The organism is Novosphingobium sp. AAP1, from assembly GCF_001295765.1.
Classification (GTDB): domain Bacteria; phylum Pseudomonadota; class Alphaproteobacteria; order Sphingomonadales; family Sphingomonadaceae; genus Novosphingobium; species Novosphingobium capsulatum.
Map to the genome: position 1 here is coordinate 76,648 of NZ_LJHO01000010.1, position 18,808 is coordinate 95,455.

Here is an 18,808-nt window from a genome sequence, read left to right on the forward strand (position 1 = left end):
CCTGTTCCGCGCATGGATTTCGCTTTTTGGATGCATTGCCATCGGTCCTGTCGCGCCTATCGACAAGACCGATCGATTGCGCCCTGCGCTATCAATTGGACGCGCTCTGCGCTGCCGGGAATGGTCTCGGGCTCATAAGCCAGGAAAGAGCATGCGCGTGGAGAGACAACAGCAAGCCGGTACGATGACGGGAATATCCCTGCTGTTGCCGATTACCCTCACGACCATGGCGGTGGTTCTGCTCGCGCCGGTCCTGCCGCGCCTCATGGCGGAATATGCCCATGTTCCGGGCCACGATTATCTCGTGCCCATGGTCCTGACCCTGCCGTCGCTGTGCGTCGCCTTGTTGTGCCCGGTCGCAGGGCTGCTGGGCGATCGCTTTGGCCGGCGTCGCCTGCTGCTGATGGCGTTCGTGCTTTATGCGGTGGTCGGCATGGCGCCGCTGGTCTTGACCAGCCTGTGGGCCATTCTCGCCTCGCGCGTGGCGGTCGGGATCGCCGAAGCGTTGATCTACGTGCTCTCGACCACCATGATCGGCGATTACTTTACCGGCCCGGCGCGCGATCGCTGGCTGGCCGGGCAAACCGCCTTTGCCTCGGTCTCTGCCTTGCTGTTCTTCAATCTGGGCGGCGTGCTCGGCGATTTCGGCTGGCGCACCTCGTTCTGGGTCTATGGCGCCGCGCTGGTCATGTTCGCCATGGTCTGGCGCTATACCTGGGATACCGAGCCCGCCGCCGCTACGCCCAAGGCATCTTCCGCGCCGGCGGCGGCGTCCAGCCCCTGGGGCCGCCTCGCGGTGATCGTGGCGATTACCATCTATGGCTCGGTGTTCTTTTACACCGTGCAGATCCAGGCTTCGTCGGGTCTGGTCCAACTCGGCCTTGTCAGCGCCGCGCGCATCGGCCTGTTCACCTCGCTCGCCAGCCTGGGCGTGCCGCTGGGCACCTTCGTCTACACGCGTATCGCGGGGCAGGGGCCGCTGCGCCTGCTCTGTGCTGAATTCGCGCTGATCGCCGCAGGCTTTGCCATCATGGGGCACAGCACGAGCGTGCCGATGTTCCTGGCGGGTTGCTTCGTCAACCAGGTCGGTGGGGGCATGCTGCTGCCCACGCTGCTGGTCTGGTCGATCAGCCTGCTGCCCTATGAGGTGCGCGCGCGGGGCACGGGCGTGTGGCAATCGTCCTTTGCCCTGGGCCAATGGCTCAGCCCACTGGTGGTGACGGCCCTGTCGCTGCACTGGGGTGGATTGATGCCGGCCTTTGCCGTGCTTGGCCACGCGGCCCTGGCCGGGCTGGGCGTTGCCGTGGCGGCGCTCGTGGTGTCACGCCGCGCCGCCACCTGACTTTTTACGCTTCGGCATCAGTAGGGCGCGTTCAGCCGGTGCAGCGCGCCTTCCAGCATCTTGGCGTGGATTTGCGGGTCACCGTTTGCCAGTTGCAACTGGCCCACGGCCACGCTGGTCTCGATCACGTCGCGGCAACGGTCAAAGCGCCGTTCCTGATAGGCGCGCAGCCCGCTGGCCACGTCCGGCGTCCGCGCCAGCTCTTCGGCCAGCACGATGCCACTTTCCACCGCCATCCCGGCGCCTGATGCCAGGTGCGGCGTGGTCGCGTGCACGGCATCGCCCACCAGCACGATCCGCCCGTTGAACCAGTCGCGCGGCTGCAGCACGGCGGCGAGCGGGCGATAGTTGATCCAGTCCTCGCGCGTCATCGTGTCGCGGATCCACCCGGCATTGCCGCCGAAGTCGCGCAGCAGCTCCTTGAGCGTGACGAACAGCTCTTCCTCGTCCATGTGCTGCTCGCGCTCCACATGCGGGGTAAGCATCCACAAATAGATCTTGTCGGGCGCGCAGGGGGTGATCCCCGCCGGATTGGCATGGCCCAGAAAGAACTCGCTGGCGTTGAGCCCCGGCGGCTTGGCGATCGAGATGCGCCAGCATCCCTGGCCGGTCGGCTGTGCCGGGCCCATGTGCGGAAAGGCGATGCTGCGCACGCCCGAAGCGACGCTGTCTGCCCCCACTACAAGGTCATAGCGGCCTTCCGTTCCGTTGGAAAAGCGCACGTCGACCCCATCGTCGCGGTTCTCCAGCGCGGACACGGTCAGGCCCAGCTGGACCGGGATCTGCAGTTCGGTAACCCGGCGCTGCATGATGTGGTGCAGGATCGGCCGCATGATCCCGCCGGTTGCGGGCAAGCCTTCCTCGATTACCGGCTCTTCCAGGTCGAGGATGTGGTGGCCGTCATAGCGGAACAGGCGCGTCTTGCTGGTGATGGCGCCCTGCTGTTTGATCTGTTCGAGCAGGCCTAGCTGGCGGTACGCGCGCAGGGTGGGGCCGGTGATGGTGATCCCGGCGCCATAGACCCGCCATTCCGGGTCGAGATCGATCAGGTCGACCTTCACTCCCCGCTCGGCCAGGCTGATCGCCGTTGCCATGCCGCCGATACCGCCGCCAACGACAAGCGCCGTTGCGATGCTGCTGATTGTCTCCCGGTTCATAGGGGGCATGACCTAACGAAGCGGACACACTGTACAAATCCGAACTGTGGATAGGGATCTATCGATTCAATCGGTAAGATATTTGCGGCGGGCCGGGCTAACCGCAAGATCAAGCAATTCAAGCGCCACATTTACGGGGAGGAAAAACCATGCGCACCCTTCTGCTCGCCACGAGCGCCCTGGCCATTGTCGCCACGCCGGCATTCGCGGCCGAAACGCCCGCCCAGGACCAGCCTGCAGCGGCCACGACCACGGCTACCGCCGCAGCTCCGGCGGACAATGGCGGGATCGGCGAAATCATCGTCACCGCCCAGCGCCGCGAGGAATCGCTGCAAAAGGCTGGGCTCGCGATCGATGCCGTCACCGGCAACGATCTGGCCCAGCGCGGCATCACCTCGTCGGCCGACATCACCAAGGCGGTGCCCTCGCTTTCGATCCCGCAGCCCGGCGGCAATATCGCCTCGATCTTCATTCGCGGCGTCGGCAACATCACCACCAGCAGCTACAACGATCCGGCGGTCACCCCCAGCTATGATGGCGTGGTGCTCGGCCGCGGCGGCGGCGTGTTCGGCGCGGCGTTCTATGACTTGCAGCGCGTGGAAGTGCTCAAGGGGCCGCAGGGCATCCTCTATGGTCGCAACGCGACCGGCGGCGCGGTCAACATCATTCCGGCCCATCCCGAAATCGGCCGCAATTCGATGGGCTTCAACATCTCTGCCGGCAATTACAATGCCGTCGATGCCGATGCCCACGTCAACCTGGCCACCAGCGCCAATTCCGCGTTGCGCGTAAGCGGAGCCTATTCCACCCACGATGGCTACAACCGCGATGGCACCGACGATGCCAAGCGCGGCTCGCTGCGCGCGCAGTTCCTGGTCGAGCCGAGCAGCGACCTGTCGGTGCGCATCGGCGCCGATTACACCCACCTGGGCGGCCGTGGCGCGGGCGGCAGCTATATCGGCGGGTATATTCCTGGCCCCACGGGCTATAGCTTCTTCCCCGCCAACCTGGATTCGAGCGAGGGTTTCAACACCCCTGCCGCCAACGCTTTCCGTGCGCAGAACATCGGCGCGCCGGCTTTCGGCTTCCTGAGCGCAATGAACCAGGATCAGCGGCAGGACAGCACCTATTGGGGCGTCAATGCCGAAATCAACTGGAAGACTGGCATCGGCAAGCTGACGGTGATCCCGGCCTATCGCGAAAGCAGCGACAATTCCTTCTTCTATGGTCCGGCTTTCAACGTGGCCCACACCGTCGAAAAGGTGAAGCAGACCAGCCTGGAAGCCCGCCTTTCCGGCAAGACCGGGATGCTCGACTATGTGCTGGGCGCCTACTACTTCAATGAAAAGATCAAGGCCAACGACGAGTATAACCAGGAATTCGTGCTGCCGATGGTGGATTATCGCCACAAGACCGACAGCTATGCCGCGTTTGGCCAGTTGACCGCCCACGTGTCCGACCGGTTCAGGCTGATCGGCGGCGCGCGCTATACCCACGACAAGAAGTCGATCGACGGGTTGATCAACAACTTTATCACGTTCTGCGGCGGCCCGCCCCCCGCGTTGATCACGCCGCCGGCCTCGTTCGGCGCTGGCTGCGCCACGCCGGGCAACATGCCCTATTACCCCAATTTCCTGAACACCGGCGACACGATCAACTGGCTCAAGTCGAACGGCTGGATCGCTGGCAACAGCACCAACCAGCCCGGCTACCAGGTATTTCCGCTGGTCAATGGCGTCGGCGCCATTCTCAAGACCTACAACCCCGTCGTCGATAGCAGGACCTATTCGCGCGTAACGTGGAAGGCCTCGGCCGAATTCGATGTCACGCCCACCAGCCTGCTCTACGCAACGGCGGAATCCGGTTATCGCGCCGGCGGCCTGCAGATGACCGAGAGCAAGACCTCGTACCTGCCCGAGTTCATCACCGCCTACACCATCGGATCAAAGAACCGGTTCTTCGACAATCACGTCCAGCTCAATCTCGAGGGCTTCCTGTGGAAGTACCGCGACCAGCAGATCACCTATTTCACCGTTGACACCAGCGGCACCCTGATCAGCTCGAACGAGAACGCCGGTCGTTCCACGATCAAGGGCTTCGACGCCGATCTCGTGGTCAAGCCCACCCGTGGCACCACGCTCAGCGCCAAGGTCCAGTATCTCGATACCAAGTACAACGACCTCCACCTCTATACCGCCTCGCCGCGTGACAACATCGGTTGCCCGTTCACCTATACCGGTGCCGTCGCTGGCGGTGCGCCGGTCAAGGACTTCAACTGCTCGGGCAATCCGCTGCTGTTCAGCCCGAAGTGGACGGTCAACCTCGGCGCCGAGCAGGTGGTGCCGCTCAACGCCGACGTCGAACTGGTGGCCAACGTCAACACTGCCTGGCGCGACAGCCAGTGGGGCGCTTTCGAATATCTCGATTTCGAGCGCATTCCCGCCTACTGGACGACCGACGCGTCGCTGACGGTGCGCGCCGCCAACGGAAGCCTGGCGCTTACCGGCTTTGTTCGCAACATCGAGAACAAGCGCCGCGACCTTGCGCCGCAGGCCTCGCCGCTCGGCATGGCCGTCGGGCACTTTTCCGCCCCGCGGACCTGGGGCCTGCGTCTTTCCGGCAATTTCTAAGGAGCGTTTCGCAATGCATATCGTGGTGACGGGCGCTGGCGGTTTTGTCGGTCGGGCATTGGTCGGCAGGCTGGTCGGCGCCGGCCACGAGGTTACCGGGCTCGATACCATGCCCGCCGATCTGCCCGCGCCGGCGCGGCTGATCGTGGGGGACATGGGCGATGCTGCCGTGCGGGGGGCGGCACTGGCGCAGGGGTGCGATGCGCTGGTCCACCTCGCCACGGTGCCCGGCGGCGCGGCAGAAGCCGATCCTGCGCTGTCGCGGCGCATCAACGTCGATGCGATGTATGACCTGCTGCTCGAGGCGGCCGCGCTCAATCCCGGCCTGCGCGTGGTCTATGCCAGTTCGATCGCGGTGTTCGGCGATCCGTTCCCGGCACAGGTGGACGATGGTACCCCGCTCAGCCCCAAGATGATCTACGGCGGGCACAAGGCGATGATGGAGCATGCCGTCGCGATGTTTTCCAACCGCGGCCTGATCGATGGCGTCACCGTTCGCCTGTCGGGCATTCTGGCCCGGCCCAAGGGACCGTCAGGCTTGAAATCGGCCTTCATTTCCAACCTGTTCCATGCGCTAAAGGCCGGCGAGCGCTTTGTCTGCCCGGTCTCGGCCGAGGGAACGATCTGGGCGCAATCGGTGACGCGCTGCGTCGACAACCTGGTCCATGCCCTCAACCTCGACAGTGGGCTGATGCCGAACACCCGCGCGGTGACGCTTCCGGCATTGCGCGTTGCCATGGGCGATCTGGCCGGGGAAATCGCCCGTCAGTGCGGGGTGGCGGCCGATCTGGTCAGTTACCAGCCCGATCCATCGCTCGAAGCAGCCTTTGCCGCGCAGCCCCCGCTGACCACGGCAGCGGCGGACCGCGCCGGTTTTGCACACGATGGCGATGCTGCTACACTCGTCTCCAACGCCCTCGCAATGATCTGAGGGGCGAGGGAGATGGCGATGCGCTACGGAAGGCTCGATCTCAACCTGCTCGTGGCGCTCGACGTGCTGTTGACCGAACGCAGCGTCAGCCTGGCGGCCGATCGGCTGTGCCTGTCGCAATCCGCCACCTCCAGCGCGCTGGGCCGCCTGCGCGAGTACTTCGAGGACGAACTGCTGGTGGTGAAGGGCAGGGCGATGATCCTCACTGCGCGGGCGGAAGAACTGATCGAGCCGGTGCGCGCCGTGCTCGAACAGATCCGCACCACTGTGGCGGTCGCGCCGCCCTTCGATCCTGCCACTGCCGACCGCACCATCCGCATGATGGCCTCGGACTATTCCACCGAAGTGCTGCTCACCCGCGTGCTGGCCGATCTCGAAAAGGATGCGCCGCATCTGCGTTTCGAGATCCAGCCGATGAACGATAGCCCGATCGAAGCCATCGAGCGCGGACACATCGACCTGTTGCTTACCATCGATATCGCGATCTCGGCCGATCATCCCAGCCAGGTCCTGTTCGAAGACGATTACGTCGTGGTGGGCGATGCCGCCAATCCGGCCATGGCGCAGCCGATGACACGTGACCTGTATCTCGAGCTGGGCCACGTCACGCCCCGTTTCGGCAAGTCGCGGGTTTCCGCGTTCGAGGATTGGTTCATGCGGCGCCAGAAGCAGCAGCGGCGGGTAGAGGTCATCGCCCCCTCGTTCCTGTCGTTGCCCGGCCTTATCCTCGGCACCAAGCGCATCGCCACCATGCACCGCCGCATGGCGGAAATCGTCGTCGGCGCGATGCCCCTGGTCATGCGCGAAGTTCCGTTCGACATCCCGCCGATCCGCGAAGCGATCCAGTGGAACATCGCCAACAACAACGACCGCGCCTTGCGCTGGGTGGTCGAACGCCTCCAGGCGGCCGCGGGTGCGAAGGCAGATGTGGCGGACAATGTCGTGCCACTGCCCAGCGCCGCCAAGATCGCTCTTGATGAAATCGAAGTGCAATACCGGATGAACCATCCCCAGCACTGATGCAGACTAACTGTCTGTGGCGTCGAACCTTTCGCGCGCCAGCCGGATATTGTCCGCGCGGGTGTTGATCCAGTCGATCAGGGCGCGCGCCTGGCCGTGGAGGTCGCGGCCCAGTGGCGTGAGGCGATAGCTCACTTTCGGCGGGACCGAGCCAGTAATTGTGCGCGCCACAAAGCCGTCACGCTCCAGCGTGCGCAGCTTCAGGGTCAGCACGCGCTGCGATATCGCCTGCTCGGCAGACAGCTGGCCCAGCGTTCGGCGCAGGTCGGCATGGCGCCATTCGCCCGTTTCCAAGACCAGCAGGATCAGCGTGGACCAGCGGTCGCCCAGCAAGCCCATCACTTCGCGCGCGGGGTCATCGCGATGCTTGCCATGCGCGGTCATCTCGGCGGCCAGCCGCGCGATGGCCTGGTGCAATGGCGCGCTGTCCAACTCGGCCTCCCCCGCCTGTCATGGGCACAAAAAAGTGCCGTCTTCCGCTTTGTCACCATCACCATAAAACGGCCTGACACAACCGAACAGGGAGAGAATGCGCATGACCGCAGATGCCATTGCCATGGACGGCAAGGTTGCCATCATCACCGGCGGGGCTGGCGGAATCGGCGAGGCGACTGCCCGCCTGCTGACCGCGCGCGGCGCCCGCGTGGCGCTGGCCGACATTGCCGTTGCGCGCGCCACTGCGCTCGCCGCGCAATTGCCCGGTGCCATCGCGGTGCCGCTCGACCTGGCCGACGAAGCATCGATCCAGGCGATGGTCGGGCAGGTTGTCGCCCACTTTGGCCGGCTCGATGTGCTGCACAACAATGCCGCGCTGCTGGGGCCCGAGGTGGCGCGCAACGATGGCGACGTGGAACGCATGGACACAGACTTGTGGGACCGCACCTATGCGGTCAACGTGCGCGGCACCATGATGGCCTGCCGCGCCGCGCTGCCCGCGCTGCGCGAAAGCCGCGGCTGCATCGTCAACACCGTCAGCAACCTGGCGCTGCAGGGCCATCTCATCCAGGCAGCCTATTCCAGCAGCAAGGCGGCCGTCATCCAGCTGACCCGCGCCATTGCTGCCAGCCATGGCCGCGCCGGCGTGCGCTGCAACGCGGTGGCGCCTGGCATGACAATGACGCCGGCGCTGCGCGAGGCGTTTCCCCCGGCCCTGCGCCAACTGGTAGAGGACGAAACCCTGCGCGATCGCCTTGGCGAGCCAGAGGATATTGCCGAGTCCGTGGCCTTCCTGGCCAGTGATGCTGCGCGCAACATTACCGGCCAGGTGCTGGTCTGCGATGGCGGCAGCGCATCGCATGTCCCCGGGCTTGCCGGGTTCCGCGCCTTTCTGGGGGAGGAGCCGGCATGAGCCAGCATGACATCGTCGTGATGGGGGCGGGGCACAACGGCCTCGTCGCCGCGGCCTACATGGCCAAGGCCGGCAAGAAGGTCCTCGTGCTCGAACGCAAGCCGCACTACGGGGGCGGCGTGTCCACGCGGGAATTGCTGCACCCCGGCTTCTGGCACGACGAACATTCCAACGTGCACATCATGATCCAGGGCAACCCCATGCTGCGCGAAGACGAGCTGGGTCTGCTCGCGAAGTTCGGGCTCGAATATATCTATCCCGATCTCGTCCACGTCTCGATCTGGGAAGACGGCACCGTGATCCGGTCCTACAAGGATCTCGATCGCACCTGCGAGGAACTCGCCCGCGTCGCCGGTGAAAAGGACGCCGAAGCCTATCGCCGCTTTGTCGGCATGAGCACCACGGCACTGCCCATGCTGATGAGCGGGATGTATGCCCCGCCGTTTCCGCTCGGCGCGTTCGTGGCGATGATGGATCAGTCGGACGAAGGCCGCTTCCTGCTCGATCTCATGCAGCGCAGCGCGCTCGATATCGTCGATCATTACTTTGATAGCGAATTGCTCAAGCTGCACATCGTGCGCATGGTCACCGAAAACCTGCAGATGCCCGATGAGCTCGGCACCGGCATGGGCGCTTTCGTCATGCCCGGCATCGTCCACAGCTTCGGCTGTTCGATGCCGAAAGGCGGCTCGGGCCAGCTCAGCCACGCCCTGGTGCGCGCCATCGAGCATTTTGGCGGCGAAGTGCGCTGCAACGCCGAGGTGCGTCGTGTGATCGTCTCGGGCGGCAGGGCCACCGGGCTCGAACTGCGCGACGGCGAATGCGTGATGGCCCGCGATGGCGTGATCGGCGCGATCCACCCGCATGTCCTGCGCACGTTCGTGGCAGAAGCGCCCGAGCCGGTCTTGCAGCGCGCCGAACGCGTTACCCAGTCCACCTTCTCGATCAACCTCACGCACCTGACGCTGAAGGAACGCCTGCAACTGCGCGTCGGCAATGATTGCAACGCGATGATGACCGAGTTGATGGACTTCTACACCGTGCGCGACATGCAGCTGGAATACGACAAGCTGCGCCGTGGCGAGGTGAGCGCGCGCCTGATCGCGGGCGGTGACAACACTATCTTCGATCCCAGCCGCGCGCCGGCCGGGGCCGGGGTGTTCTATGGCGTCAACTTCGCGCCGTATGACCTGCATCCCGGCGGCCCGCAATCGTGGGACACCTGCAAGGACGAGGTGGCCGACCGCGCGCTGGCGCAATACCGCAAGTTCTACGCCAACCTGAGCGATGACAACATCACCGGCCGCCTCGTGCGCTCGCCGCTCGACCACGAGCGTGACAGCCCCGCAAGCTTCGTGCGCGGGGATATCCACGGCTGCGCGCCGTTCTTCTACCAATCCGCCGGCCACCGCCCCACGCCTGACCTGGGCGCGCTGCGCGTGCCGGAAGTGGAGGGCCTCTACCTCGTCGGCCCGTTCATGCACCCCGGCGGCGGCGTGTTCGGGGCCGGGCGCGCCACGGCGATCCAGATGATGGATGACCTGGGAATGGACTACGACCGGATTTGCGGAAGGGCCGTGCAATGACCAACTTGCCGAACAAGGGCGCGGCCAAGGCGCGCGTCGCCCGGATTCTTGACGCCAACGACAAGGAACTCATGGCCATCCGCAAGATCGAGGCGGACGGCAACACCCTGGTGATCCGCGGCAAGATCTTCGGCGCGATGCCGATGGTTGCCCGGCTCACCCCGGCCGAAGCCCGCGCTGCGCTGCGCCTGCTCGATCTCAGGACGGTGCTGTTCCTGCTCACCCTGCTGTTCCGCCGCAACTGATCCATCCGTGCGGTGAATAGCTTGGTTGCCGAAACATCGGTTTCCGCGCCGCAGCTATCCACGGCATGAAGGCCAGTGACAGATTCTGCGGAGACCCCATGCCGATCGCATCCAGCCCCCTTTCGTCCACATCCGCCATCCTTGGCGTTGAAAGCGTCATCTTCGGCGTGGCCGATCTTGCCGAACACACCCGCTTCTGGGCAGATTTCGGCCTGCCGCTCGAAAGCACGGGCGAGCATGAAAGCGTTTTCCGCCTGCAATCGGGCAGCCGCGTGATCGTGGTGCGCCATGGCGATCCGCGCCTGCCTGTGCCCGATCCGTTTGCTGGTGACGGCATCAAGGAAACCGTCTGGGGTGTCGATACGGCTGAAAACCTTGAACGCATCGCTGCCAGCCTCGCGACCGAGGTTGCCGTGACCCGCGATGCCGATGGCACCGTGCATTGCGTCTGCCCCGATGGCCAGCCGATCGCGCTGCGTGTCTGGGCCAAGCGCGCCGTCGTGTCGGAAGCGAGCCCGGTCAATACGCCGTCGAGCTGGCCGCGCTTCAACCAGCACCGCATCTGGCGCAAGCGCGCCATTCCCAAGACGATCAACCACGTCGTCTTTTTCTCGCCCGACTATGTCGGCAGCTTCGAATTCTACGAACGCCACCTCGGCTTCCGCTATGTCGATCACTCCAAGGGCACCGGCATCTTCGCCCGCGCCGGCGGCACGTTCGAGCATCACTCGATCTTCTGGGTGAACTGCGACCTGCCGATCGCGCCGGACCATTTCAAGTTCATGCACATCGCCTTTGGCTGCGATGATATCGACGAGGTCATGCTCGGCGCCAATATCATGGACAACCGCGGCTGGAAGAACACCACGATGAACACCAGCGGCGGCATCTCGCGCCACCGCATCTCCTCGGCGATCTACTATTATTGCGAAATGCCTGGCCACGCCGGCGAGGCCGAATACCACGCCGATACCGATTATCTCGACGATGCCTGGGTGCCGCGCGCGTGGGACTTCAAGTTCGGCTCTCTGCTGTGGGCGGCCAATGCCCCGGCGATCTTCCGCGGCGACAACATCCCCTGGGACATGGCCTTCGACGCCGATCGCAAGAGCTTTGACGCCTATCGCCGCGCCAAGCCCGGCAAGCAGCCGATCGAGGGCGACCTGGCCAACCTGACGGCAGACGACGAACACGCGATCTGACGGTGCAGGCAGGCGGCCGCAATGCCGCCTGCCATTGCGGCGCGACATTTTGTCCTGATGACAATCGCGGGGCGGCCGCTTATGCCGCGTGTCGCATGATTGCCCTTCGCGCCTTTCTGTTTCGGCATTCCGCGCTGGCCCTGTGGCTGGTCGCGCTGTCGTTGGCGATGAAGGCGCTGGTTCCGGCTGGCTACATGCCCGGCAGCCAGACGCGCAGCTTTACCATCCAGCTCTGTTCCGAAGGGATCGACGGACGCCATGACCTGGTGCGCCAGGTGGTGGTGCCGGTGAAGGATGGCGCGGAAAAGGGCGGTGCCAGCCATGCCAAGGCGCAGGGCACCTGTCCCTATGGCGCGCTGGGCCATGCCCTGCTCGGCGGGGCCGATCCCGTGCTGCTGGCCGCGGCGCTGGCCTTCATTCTCGCCCTGGGCTTTGCCGCCACCCCCGTGCCTGCGCCGCGCCGGCGCGCGCATGCCTGGCCGCCACTGCGTGGCCCACCCCTGATCGCCTGATCCACACGTGCCGCCCGCGATCGGGCGCAATCATCAGGTTCAGGCCGGCCACTGGCGCCGGACGGGGGATAGTTTCATGCAGATTTCGTTGGGCGCGCTGCCGTGCGCGCTTGTCTTCGCCATGCCCGCGCAGGCCGCAGCGCCTGCGCCAAACGCCGCGCCAGGCCCGGTTGCCGGCAGCGATACCGTCGATACCGGCTTTTCGATTGGTGAACAGATCGTGGTGTCGGCGCGATCGATGGCCGCCTCATCGCGCAACGTGCTTACTTCGATCGATCGCATGGGCGGCGATGTCGCGCAGAATGCCAACGTCAACTATGCCTGGGAACTGGTCGGCCGCCTGCCGGGCGTGATGCTGACCAACTTCAACCAGGGCACCACCAGCGGCAAGTTCAGCTTTCGCGGCTTCAACGGCGAGGGAGAAATCAACGCGGTCAAGCTGTTGATCGATGGCGTGCCGGCCAACAGCAACGATGGCAACATGCCCTATATCGACAGCGTCTTTCCGCTCGATATCGCCGGGATCGAGGTGGTGCGCGGCACGTCCGATCCGCGCTATGGCCTGCACGCCATTGCCGGCAGCGCCAATATCCAGACGCGGATCGGCGGCAATTACCTGGAAGGCAAGGTTTCAGGCGGCAGCTTCGATACCTATGAGGCGCAGGCCGTGGCCGGGATCGAGCGCGGTGGCTTCAGCCAGAACTATCTGGCGGCCTGGCGGCAGGCCGGCGGGTGGCGCGATCATGGCGCCCTGACGCGGGGCAGCCTGGCGGGCAAGTGGTTCTTCCGCCCCAATGACACCCTGCGCGTGGGCGCGATCGCCCGCTGGTATCGCGGCACGGCCGATGAACCGGGCTATCTCACCCTGGAAAACGCCGGGGCCCATCCGCGCATGACCAATGCCTACAACCAGACCGATGGCGATACCCGCACCGTGGCCCAGGGCAGCATCCATCTCGACGCCACGTTCAGCGACAGCCTCGATCTTACGGCCAAGGCCTATGCCAACCGGCTGCGCGATGATCGCTATGTCAAATTCTCGGCCACCACGTCGCAGCAGCGGCGGGTGACGGACGAGGACCACTACGGGATCAGCGGCGCCTTGCACTGGCACACGCACGTGGCCGGCACGCCGGTCATGGCCGAGCTGGGCGGCGACATGCAGTGGCAGGACAATGTCTCGCGCCGCTACAATACGGTGGCGCGGGTGGTTTCGGCGCAAACGCGCGACCAGGCCTTCACGCTCAATGTCGGCGGGGTCTATGGGATGCTTACGCTCGCGCCGACGCGGTGGCTGACGATCAGCCCGGCCTGGCGGCTCGACTGGGTGGGCGGCACGTTTCACAACCGGCTGGCCGGCACCAGTGCGCCGATCAACGCCTATGGCACGATCAGCCAGCCCAAGCTGCAGGTGGCGATCACGCCGGTCGATCAGGTCACGCTCTATGGCAACTATGGCAAGAGCTTCCAGATCGGCACCGGATCGGGCGCATACCTGATCCCGCCGCGCACCACCAACCTGGCGCCCTCGATCAACGCCGGCTGGGAGGCGGGGATCAAGCTGCGCCCCATGGCCGGGGTGGAAACCCGCGTCGCGCTGTGGCTTCAGGATGCCAGTGGCGAGATCAAGCGCAAGCTCAACGATCCGCTGGGCGATAGCGAAAACGTCGGGGCGACCCGCCGGCGCGGGGTGGATGTGCAGGTCAACCTCAAGCCGGTCAACGGCGTGTCGGCCTGGGGCGCGCTGTCGTGGCAAACCTCGCGCATCCGCGTCGCCGATCCGGTCACGCCTGGCTATCTGGGGCACGAGATCGACCATGTGCCGCACTGGCTGTGGTCGGGCGGGGTGGATCTCACCCCGGCCGCGCGCTGGCGCCTGTCGCTCTGGGGCAATGGCCAGTCCAGCTATTGGCTGACTGCGGCCAACGATCCGGCGGTGGGCAAGTTCGGCCAATATGCCGTGTTCAATGCCGAGGTGGCCTTCCGCCCGATCGACAAGCTGGAACTGTCGCTCACGGGCAAGAACCTGCTGAACCGGCGCTATGAATATGTCTGGTACGATGCCAGCGTCACGGCAGCGCAAAGCCGCTCTCCCACCGCGCACAGCCCGGCCGAAGGGCTGGGGCTGACCGGCAGCGCGCGCGTGCGGTTCTGATCGTGGCCCGCCGCACCCTTTCGCCGCGCGCCTGGGTGCGGCGGCTTCACCTGTGGCTGGGGCTGTCGCTCGGCGCGCTGATGGTCCTGGCCGGGATCACCGGCGCGCTGCTGGTCTTCTATGTCGAGATCGACCGCGCGCTGCACCCGGCCGTGCAGGTGACAGGGCGCGCCGGCCCGGCCGATTGGGACCGCGCCGCCGCCACCCTGCACACTGCCTTTCCCGCCCGCACCGGGCCATGGCGGCTGGAACTGACCGCTGGCGCGGGCGCCATTCCAGCGCGCTACTACCACCCGGCGGAGCGTTCTGGCGCCGGCCATGCGCCGCTGCTGGCCTGGCTTTCGCCCGATGGCCGCCGCGTGCTGCGCGTCGAATTCTGGGGCGATGGTGGCATGACCTGGATCTATGACCTGCACTATTGCCTGCAACTGGGGCCGGTCGGGGGTACGATCTTTGGCTGGGCCGGGCTGGCACTGGCAGTGCTTTTGGCCAGCGGACTATGGGCATGGTGGCCGCGCGGCGGCTGGGCCAAGGCGCTGCGCATGAAACCGCGCGCCGCGCCGGTGCGCCGGCTCTATGACTGGCACAAGCTGGCGGGCCTGGCCGGTGCGCCGCTGCTCCTGCTGCTCACGCTTACCGGCGTCATGCTGGCCCTGCCGCAGGAAACCGGCCACCTGCTGCGGCCCGTGCTGGGCGGCGCGCAAGACGTGCCGGGCCAGATCGCCGATGGCGCCCCCGGCACGCCCGATATCGCCGTGTCCCGTGCGGTGGCCCTGGCCCAGGCGGTCTTGCCCGGCGCGCGGGCGGTCTGGATCGAATTGCCGGGGCAGGGGCAGGGCGCCTATCGCGTCCGCCTGGCCCAGGCGGCTGATCCGTCCCCGCGCTTTCCGCATAGCTGGGCCGTGATCGACCGGCATGGCGGCGCCGTGCTTGGCCTGGCCAATGTAGCGCAGGGCGGGCCGATGGACGTGCTGCTCAAGTGGCTGCACCCGTTGCACGACGGCTCTGCCGCCGGGCTGCCGTTGCGCATGCTGGTGGTCGCGGCCGGGCTGGTGCCGGCCGCGCTCTATGTCACCGGGCTGTGGCGCTGGTGGCTCAGGCGCCGCCCTGCGTTGCGGCCTTGATCAGGGCGGCGGCATCTGCCCCGGTCCAATCGAAGGCGCCCACCACGCGGCCCACTTCCTTGCCTTTCGCGTCATAGACCACGGTCGTGGGCAAGACGCCGGTGCCATAGTGGAACGACAGGTCGTTGTCGGGGTCGAGCAGCATCTGCACATGGGCCAGGCCATGCTCGGCCTTGAAGCCCTTGACCTTGTCGACCTGCCCGGTGGTATCCTGCGAGACGGTCAGCACGCGCAGGCCACCGGCAGCCAGCTTGTCCAGCGTGGGCATTTCCACCACGCAGGGGCCGCACCAGGTGGCCCACAGATTGATCAGCACGGGCTTGCCGGCCAGGTCTTTGGCGCTGATCTTGCCGCCTTCGGGCGTGGCCAAGGCAAAGGCCGGCATGGCCGATCCCTTGTGGCTGAGATCAACCTTGCCGGCAGCCGGCGCTGCCTCGCCACCGTCAGCAGAGGTGGCGGCGGCGCTGGACGGTTGCGCCGGCGGGTTTGCTTGCCTATCGCAGCCGCCAAGCGTGGCTGCGGCCAGCGCACCCAGAATCAACGGCAGATAGGGCGGACGAGCGGACATGAGTGGCAATTCGGGCTCCAACCAGATGTGGGGCGGGCGTTTCGCCGCCGGCCCTTCGGCCATCATGCGCGAGATTAACGCCTCGATCCCGTTCGACAAGGCGCTGTGGCGCCAGGATATCGCCGCGTCAAAGGCCCATGTGGACATGTTGGCCACCCAAGGCATCGTGGAAGCGCAGGATGCCGCGCTGATCGCCCAGGGGCTGGACCAGGTGGCGGGCGAATACGAAGCCAATGGCGTGCCCGAAGACTGGGACCTTGAAGACATCCACATGACCACCGAAAGCCGGCTGGCCGAACTGATCGGCCCGGCGGCGGGCCGCCTGCATACCGCGCGCAGCCGCAACGATCAGGTTGCCACCGATTTTCGCCTGTGGGTGCGCGATGCGATCGACCAGGTCGATTCGGGCCTGCTCGCCTTGCAGACCGCGCTGGTGGCGCGCGCCGGCGAGCATGCCGGCTCGATCATGCCCGGCTTCACCCATCTGCAGACCGCGCAGCCGGTAACGCTGGGCCACCACCTCATGGCCTATTACGAGATGATCGGCCGCGATCGCTCGCGCTTCGCCGATGCTCGCGCGCGCATGAACCGCTCGCCGCTGGGCGCGGCGGCGCTCGCCGGTACCGGCTTTCCGATCGACCGTTTCCGCACGGCGCAAGCGCTGGGTTTCGACGGGCCGACCGACAACAGCCTCGATTCTGTATCCGACCGCGATTTCGCCCTGGATTACCTGATGGCCGCCGCGCAGTGCTCGCTGCACCTCTCGCGCCTGGCCGAGGAATTCATCATCTGGGCCAGCCAGCCCTTTGGCTTCGTTGCCCTGCCCGACAGCCTGTCGACCGGCAGTTCGATCATGCCACAGAAGAAGAATCCCGATGCGGCCGAACTGGTGCGCGGCCATTCGGGCCGGATCGTCGGCTGCCTCACCGCACTGATGATCACCATGAAGGGGCTGCCGCTGGCCTATTCCAAGGACATGCAGGACGACAAGCCGCCGGTGTTCGAGGCAGCCAGCCTGCTGGCGCTGTCGATCGCGGCGATGACCGGCATGGTAGCCGAGGCGCGTTTCCGCACCGATCGCATGCGGGGAGCTGCCGAACTGGGCTATGCCACGGCGACGGACCTGGCCGACTGGCTGGTGCGTCAGGCCAATATTCCTTTCCGTGAGGCGCACCACATCACCGGCAGCGCGGTGAAACTGGCCGAAAGCCGGGGAATCGCCCTCGATCAGCTGCCGCTGGAGGATCTCAAGGCCATCGATGCGCGTATCGATGATCGCGTCTATGCCGCGCTTTCGGTCGAAGCATCGGTGGCGGCGCGTTGCAGCCATGGCGGAACCGCCCCGGCCGAGGTAAGGAAGCGTGTGGCCCAGGCGCGTGCAGCGCTTGGCCTGGAGGAGTAATCGCTTGATCCGCCCCACTGCCCCCAAAGCCGCTGGCATTGTGCTCGTTGGTCTTGCTGCCCTGGCCCTTGCCGGGTGCGGCAACAAACGCGAGCTGAAACCGGCGCCGGGGCACGGCCTGCCGCCCGCGCCCTATGGCCGGGAGCAGAGCCGCGGGGCGGACGCGCTGTTGAAAGCGCCGATCCAGGCCAAGCCCGATCGCAACGTGGAATTGCGCAGCCGCTCGCAAGAGCGCGAAGACGACCCGTTCGATCTGCCGCCCGAAGAATAACGCGTTTTCAACGATCATTCTCGAGAGTTTCGATGGACCACTTTCACCAGGTGAACGGCGTGCTGCACGCCGAAGATATTGCCCTGCCCATGCTGGCCGATGCCGTAGGCACGCCGCTCTATGTCTATTCGCGCGCCACGCTGACGCGCCACGCCCGCGTGTTCCGCGATGCGCTGGCGGTCCTGCCGCGCGTCAAGCTGGCCTTTGCCGTCAAGTCCAATCCCAACCTTGCCGTGCTCAAGGTCCTGGCCGCCGAAGGCTATGGCGCCGACGTGGTTTCGGGCGGTGAGATGGAGCGCGCCCTGGCAGCCGGCATGGCGGCCGAGGGCATCGTCTTTTCCGGGGTGGGCAAGACCCACGCCGAACTGGCCCGCGCGCTGGAGGCGGGCATCGGCCAGTTCAACCTGGAAAGCGAGGAAGAGGGCCTGGAACTGGCGGAAATCGCCGTCCGCCTGGGCAAGACCGCGGCCTGCGCGCTGCGCGTCAACCCGGATGTCGATGCCGGCACGCATGGCAAGATTTCCACCGGCAAGGCGGAAAACAAGTTCGGCGTGCCGTATGATCGCGCTGCGGCGATCTATGCCCGGCTGGCGACCACGCCGGGCCTGACCATGCGCGGCCTGGCGCTGCATATCGGCAGCCAGCTGTCGCGGCTCGATCCGCTGGAGGCAGCCTTTACCAAGATCGGCCAGCTGATGCAGGCGATCCGCGCGGCGGGCCATGCCGTGACGCACATCGATTTCGGCGGCGGCGTGGGCGTGCCCTACAAGGCCGGGGAAGTCTTTCCCCAGCCCGAAGACTATGCCGCGATGGTGGCCCGCGTAACGCAGGGCTGGGACATTACCGCGATGTTCGAACCCGGCCGCGTGATCACCGGCAACACCGGCGTGCTGATGACGCGGGTGGTGCGGGTGAAGGAAGGCGTCGGCGCCCCGTGGGTGGTCGTCGACGCGGCCATGAACGATCTGGCGCGCCCGGCGCTCTATGATGCCTGGCACGATTTCGCCGCGGTGGCGCCGAATGGCGAAACGATGGAGGCCAATATCGTTGGCCCGATCTGCGAATCGAGCGACACCTTTGCCATGGGCCGCACGATCGATGCCGTGGCGCGGGGCGATCTGGCCGTGTTCCGCACGGCTGGCGCCTATGGCGCGACGATGGCCAACACCTACAATTCGCGGCCCCTCGTGCCCGAAGTGATGGTGGATGGCACGAAGTGGGCGGTGGTGGCCGACCGGATCGAGCCAGCCACGATCCTGGCGGCCGAACGCGTGCCCGAATGGCTGGCCTGACGCCATGCCTGTGACCCGCTAAG

Annotated in this window: 17 protein-coding genes; 14 read left to right on the plus strand and 3 right to left on the minus strand. The window is 66.0% G+C overall.

Annotated features, from left to right (window positions below; translation table 11 throughout):
* Window positions 1-184 precede the first annotated feature (184 nt).
* Window positions 185-1,342 carry an MFS transporter gene (locus tag IP65_RS16335; protein ID WP_231627753.1) on the plus strand — a complete coding sequence of 386 codons (1,158 nt, stop codon included), beginning with the start codon at window positions 185-187 and terminating at the stop codon, window positions 1,340-1,342.
* Between the two features lie 17 nt (window positions 1,343-1,359).
* On the opposite strand, the gene IP65_RS16340 is transcribed toward IP65_RS16335, so the two are convergent.
* Window positions 1,360-2,499 carry an FAD-dependent monooxygenase gene (locus IP65_RS16340; RefSeq protein ID WP_022675233.1) on the minus strand — a complete coding sequence of 380 codons (1,140 nt, stop codon included), beginning with the start codon at window positions 2,497-2,499 and terminating at the stop codon, window positions 1,360-1,362.
* A gap of 149 nt (window positions 2,500-2,648) precedes the next feature.
* Here IP65_RS16340 and IP65_RS16345 point away from each other — a divergent pair, with 149 nt between their 5' ends.
* Genes IP65_RS16345 through IP65_RS16355 form a run of 3 tightly spaced genes read left to right on the plus strand, consistent with a single transcriptional unit; the run spans window position 2,649 to window position 7,080 of the window.
* Window positions 2,649-5,129: a TonB-dependent receptor gene (locus IP65_RS16345; RefSeq protein ID WP_022675232.1), complete on the plus strand. Its 2,481-nt coding sequence runs from the start codon at window positions 2,649-2,651 to the stop codon at window positions 5,127-5,129.
* Window positions 5,130-5,142: 13 nt separating this feature from the next.
* The gene (locus IP65_RS16350) at window positions 5,143-6,060 is read left to right on the plus strand and encodes an NAD-dependent epimerase/dehydratase family protein (protein ID WP_022675231.1); all 918 of its coding nucleotides are present in this window, start codon (window positions 5,143-5,145) and stop codon (window positions 6,058-6,060) included.
* An 18-nt stretch (window positions 6,061-6,078) separates the two neighbouring features.
* On the plus strand, window positions 6,079-7,080 hold the full coding sequence (locus IP65_RS16355) for a LysR family transcriptional regulator (protein ID WP_028657575.1): 1,002 nt from the start codon (window positions 6,079-6,081) through the stop codon (window positions 7,078-7,080).
* 6 nt (window positions 7,081-7,086) lie between these two features.
* Here the strand turns inward: IP65_RS16355 and IP65_RS16360 are convergent, their stop codons facing one another.
* Entirely contained in the window at window positions 7,087-7,512 is a 426-nt protein-coding gene (locus tag IP65_RS16360) for a helix-turn-helix domain-containing protein (protein WP_022675229.1), read from the minus strand.
* A gap of 103 nt (window positions 7,513-7,615) precedes the next feature.
* Between IP65_RS16360 and IP65_RS16365 the strand changes: the two genes are divergently transcribed.
* The 7 genes from IP65_RS16365 to IP65_RS16395 all read left to right on the plus strand — a co-directional run bounded on the left by IP65_RS16365 (window position 7,616) and on the right by IP65_RS16395 (window position 15,252).
* On the plus strand, window positions 7,616-8,428 hold the full coding sequence (locus tag IP65_RS16365; protein WP_022675228.1) for an SDR family NAD(P)-dependent oxidoreductase: 813 nt from the start codon (window positions 7,616-7,618) through the stop codon (window positions 8,426-8,428).
* Complete coding sequence (locus IP65_RS16370; RefSeq protein WP_022675227.1) at window positions 8,425-10,014, plus strand: NAD(P)/FAD-dependent oxidoreductase; 1,590 nt, start codon at window positions 8,425-8,427, stop codon at window positions 10,012-10,014. Before IP65_RS16365 ends, IP65_RS16370 begins: the two co-directional genes overlap by 4 nt.
* Window positions 10,011-10,259 (plus strand): hypothetical protein, encoded by a 249-nt coding sequence (locus IP65_RS16375; RefSeq protein ID WP_022675226.1) that lies wholly within the window; start codon window positions 10,011-10,013, stop codon window positions 10,257-10,259. Before IP65_RS16370 ends, IP65_RS16375 begins: the two co-directional genes overlap by 4 nt.
* 98 nt (window positions 10,260-10,357) lie before the next feature.
* Window positions 10,358-11,461 carry a VOC family protein gene (locus IP65_RS16380; RefSeq protein ID WP_022675225.1) on the plus strand — a complete coding sequence of 368 codons (1,104 nt, stop codon included), beginning with the start codon at window positions 10,358-10,360 and terminating at the stop codon, window positions 11,459-11,461.
* A 95-nt stretch (window positions 11,462-11,556) separates the two neighbouring features.
* Window positions 11,557-11,973: a DUF2946 family protein gene (locus IP65_RS16385; protein WP_022675224.1), complete on the plus strand. Its 417-nt coding sequence runs from the start codon at window positions 11,557-11,559 to the stop codon at window positions 11,971-11,973.
* Between the two features lie 76 nt (window positions 11,974-12,049).
* A complete protein-coding gene (locus IP65_RS16390) occupies window positions 12,050-14,128 on the plus strand; it encodes a TonB-dependent receptor (RefSeq protein ID WP_054132344.1) in 2,079 nt (692 codons plus the stop codon).
* A 2-nt stretch (window positions 14,129-14,130) separates the two neighbouring features.
* Entirely contained in the window at window positions 14,131-15,252 is a 1,122-nt protein-coding gene (locus tag IP65_RS16395; protein ID WP_197279269.1) for a PepSY domain-containing protein, read from the plus strand.
* On the opposite strand, the gene IP65_RS16400 is transcribed toward IP65_RS16395, so the two are convergent.
* Window positions 15,224-15,820 carry a TlpA disulfide reductase family protein gene (locus IP65_RS16400; protein WP_022676857.1) on the minus strand — a complete coding sequence of 199 codons (597 nt, stop codon included), beginning with the start codon at window positions 15,818-15,820 and terminating at the stop codon, window positions 15,224-15,226. The genes IP65_RS16395 and IP65_RS16400 overlap by 29 nt on opposite strands.
* A gap of 25 nt (window positions 15,821-15,845) precedes the next feature.
* Here IP65_RS16400 and argH point away from each other — a divergent pair, with 25 nt between their 5' ends.
* The 3 genes from argH to lysA are packed head-to-tail and all read left to right on the plus strand — an operon-like array spanning window position 15,846 to window position 18,785.
* On the plus strand, window positions 15,846-17,222 hold the full coding sequence (gene argH / locus IP65_RS16405) for an argininosuccinate lyase (protein ID WP_028658004.1): 1,377 nt from the start codon (window positions 15,846-15,848) through the stop codon (window positions 17,220-17,222).
* A 4-nt stretch (window positions 17,223-17,226) separates the two neighbouring features.
* Window positions 17,227-17,493: a hypothetical protein gene (locus tag IP65_RS16410; RefSeq protein ID WP_022676859.1), complete on the plus strand. Its 267-nt coding sequence runs from the start codon at window positions 17,227-17,229 to the stop codon at window positions 17,491-17,493.
* A gap of 32 nt (window positions 17,494-17,525) precedes the next feature.
* The gene (gene lysA, locus IP65_RS16415; protein WP_022676860.1) at window positions 17,526-18,785 is read left to right on the plus strand and encodes a diaminopimelate decarboxylase; all 1,260 of its coding nucleotides are present in this window, start codon (window positions 17,526-17,528) and stop codon (window positions 18,783-18,785) included.
* The last annotated feature ends 23 nt before the right edge of the window (window positions 18,786-18,808 follow it).

Excerpts from the sequence above, each read along its gene's own strand:
- IP65_RS16335 (WP_231627753.1), top strand. The coding sequence starts at position 185 with ATGACGGGAATATCCCTGCTGTTGCCGATTACCCTCACGACCATGGCG.
- IP65_RS16340 (WP_022675233.1), bottom strand. The coding sequence starts at position 2,499 with ATGAACCGGGAGACAATCAGCAGCATCGCAACGGCGCTTGTCGTTGGC.
- IP65_RS16345 (WP_022675232.1), top strand. The coding sequence starts at position 2,649 with ATGCGCACCCTTCTGCTCGCCACGAGCGCCCTGGCCATTGTCGCCACG.
- IP65_RS16350 (WP_022675231.1), top strand. The coding sequence starts at position 5,143 with ATGCATATCGTGGTGACGGGCGCTGGCGGTTTTGTCGGTCGGGCATTG.
- IP65_RS16355 (WP_028657575.1), top strand. The coding sequence starts at position 6,079 with ATGCGCTACGGAAGGCTCGATCTCAACCTGCTCGTGGCGCTCGACGTG.
- IP65_RS16365 (WP_022675228.1), top strand. The coding sequence starts at position 7,616 with ATGACCGCAGATGCCATTGCCATGGACGGCAAGGTTGCCATCATCACC.
- IP65_RS16370 (WP_022675227.1), top strand. The coding sequence starts at position 8,425 with ATGAGCCAGCATGACATCGTCGTGATGGGGGCGGGGCACAACGGCCTC.
- IP65_RS16375 (WP_022675226.1), top strand. The coding sequence starts at position 10,011 with ATGACCAACTTGCCGAACAAGGGCGCGGCCAAGGCGCGCGTCGCCCGG.
- IP65_RS16380 (WP_022675225.1), top strand. The coding sequence starts at position 10,358 with ATGCCGATCGCATCCAGCCCCCTTTCGTCCACATCCGCCATCCTTGGC.
- IP65_RS16385 (WP_022675224.1), top strand. The coding sequence starts at position 11,557 with ATGATTGCCCTTCGCGCCTTTCTGTTTCGGCATTCCGCGCTGGCCCTG.
- IP65_RS16390 (WP_054132344.1), top strand. The coding sequence starts at position 12,050 with ATGCAGATTTCGTTGGGCGCGCTGCCGTGCGCGCTTGTCTTCGCCATG.
- IP65_RS16400 (WP_022676857.1), bottom strand. The coding sequence starts at position 15,820 with ATGTCCGCTCGTCCGCCCTATCTGCCGTTGATTCTGGGTGCGCTGGCC.
- argH (WP_028658004.1), top strand. The coding sequence starts at position 15,846 with ATGTGGGGCGGGCGTTTCGCCGCCGGCCCTTCGGCCATCATGCGCGAG.
- lysA (WP_022676860.1), top strand. The coding sequence starts at position 17,526 with ATGGACCACTTTCACCAGGTGAACGGCGTGCTGCACGCCGAAGATATT.